The organism is Neisseria sp. HMSC069H12 (genome assembly GCF_001812735.1).
GTDB lineage: Bacteria > Pseudomonadota > Gammaproteobacteria > Burkholderiales > Neisseriaceae > Neisseria > Neisseria subflava.
Genome location: NZ_KV810297.1, coordinates 68,649 through 70,472, shown reverse-complemented (window position 1 = coordinate 70,472; position 1,824 = coordinate 68,649). Strand labels below are relative to the sequence as shown.

2 protein-coding genes are annotated in these 1,824 nt (G+C 48.8%); both read right to left on the bottom strand.

What is annotated here, in order from left to right:
• On the bottom strand, positions 1-420 hold a 420-nt coding region (locus HMPREF2872_RS09465), incomplete at its 3' end, for a tetratricopeptide repeat protein (RefSeq protein WP_070633167.1).
• A 207-nt stretch (positions 421-627) separates the two neighbouring features.
• Positions 628-1,824, bottom strand: a 1,197-nt coding sequence (locus HMPREF2872_RS09460) for a tetratricopeptide repeat protein (RefSeq protein WP_083311783.1), incomplete at its 5' end; no start/stop codon positions are given.

The following is a 1,824-nucleotide window of genomic DNA, read 5'->3' as shown; positions in this document are numbered from 1 at the left end:
ATACCATTTGACCGCTTCGGCATCATCCTGGCCCACGCCTTGTCCATTTCCATACATCGCACCCAAATTATATTGGGCTTGGGATAATCCCTGATCCGCCGCCCGCCGATACCATCTGACCGCTTCGGCATCGTCTTGGCGTACGCCGCGTCCGTTAGCATACATCACGCCCAAATTGAATTGGGCTTGGGCATCCCCTTGTTCTGAAGCCTTGCGATACCACTGCACTGCCTGTACATAATCTTGACGAACTCCTTGTCCATTTTCATACATCACGCCCAAATTGAATTGGGCTGCTGCATTTCCCTGTGCTGCCGCCTGCAAGTTTTCCCGAAAATCCGATACGTCATCCGCCCACACCGCTTGGTTCAAGCCCAAGGCAATCAGGGCGGCTGCAAGCCATTTGACTGTCTGTTTCATGGTTTTACTCCTGTTTCGGTATAAGGCGGGTTTCAGTCGCCGTTAAAAAAATAGGGATTCGGCAGGCTGATGCCTGCGGGTTTATCCCCGTTAATAGGCAATCATGGAAATACCCGTACCGCCAAGTCCGGCGACGAGGATTTTTTTATTTTGAAAAGTCATTTTGGTTTTATCCTAAGCTTTTTCAGACAGCCTTTGAATAAGGATTCAATATCCTGCCTGATTAAATACACGATAAACATCACAACCTTGTTGTAGTCCGTTATTACAAGCCTTACCAAACCACTCGTTGGCAATCTTATAGTTCTGACGAACACCTTCTCCTTTGGCATACATCACACCCAAATTGTATTGAGCTTCTGCAAACCCTTGTTCTGCCGCCTTGCGATACCACTGCTCTGCCTGTACAAGGTCTTGATGGACTCCTTGCCCATTAGCATACGCCACACCCAAATTATATTGGGCATTAGCCAATCCTTGTTCTGCCGCCTTGCCAAACCACTGCACTGCCTGTGCATAGTCCTGGCGGACTCCTTGCCCATTGGCATACATATTACCAAAATTATATTGGGCTTGAGCATACCCTTGTTCTGCCGCCTTACGATACCACTGTACCGCCTGTTTACCATCTTGACGGACTCCTTGCCCATTGTCGTACATCACACCCAAATTAAATTGGGCATTGGCCAATCCTTGTTCTGTCGCCTTGCGATACCATTTGACCGCTTCAACATAGTCTTTGCGGACACCTTGTCCTTTTTCATACATCACACCCAAATTAAATTGGGCTTGAGCAATCCCTTGTTCTGCCGCCTTGCCAAACCACTGCACTGCCTGTGTATAGTCCTGACGAACTCCTTGCCCATTGTGGTACATCACACCCAAATTATATTGGGCATTGGCCAATCCTTGTTCTGCCGCCTTCCGATACCACTGCTCTGCCTGTACAGGGTCTTGACGGACTCCTTGCCCTTTAGCATACATCGTACCCAAATTATTTTGAGCTACAGGATACCCTTGTTCTGCTGCCTTGAAATACCATCGTGCCGCCTCTGCATAATCTTGACGAACTCCTTGCCCTTCGTAATACATCTTACCCAAACTAAATTGGGCTTCTGCAATCCCTTGTTCTGCTGCCTTGCCAAACCACTGCACTGCCTGTGTATAGTCCTGACGAACTCCTCGCCCATTGTCGTACATCACACCCAAATTATATTGGGCTTGAGCATACCCTTGTTCTGCCGCCTTCCGATACCACTGCTCTGCCTGTACAGGGTCTTGACGGACTCCTTGCCCCTTGGTATACGCCACACCCAAATTATTTTGAGCTACAGGATCCCCTTGTTCTGCTGCCTTGAGATACCATCGCGCTGCCTCTGCATAATCTTGACGAACTCCTTGCCC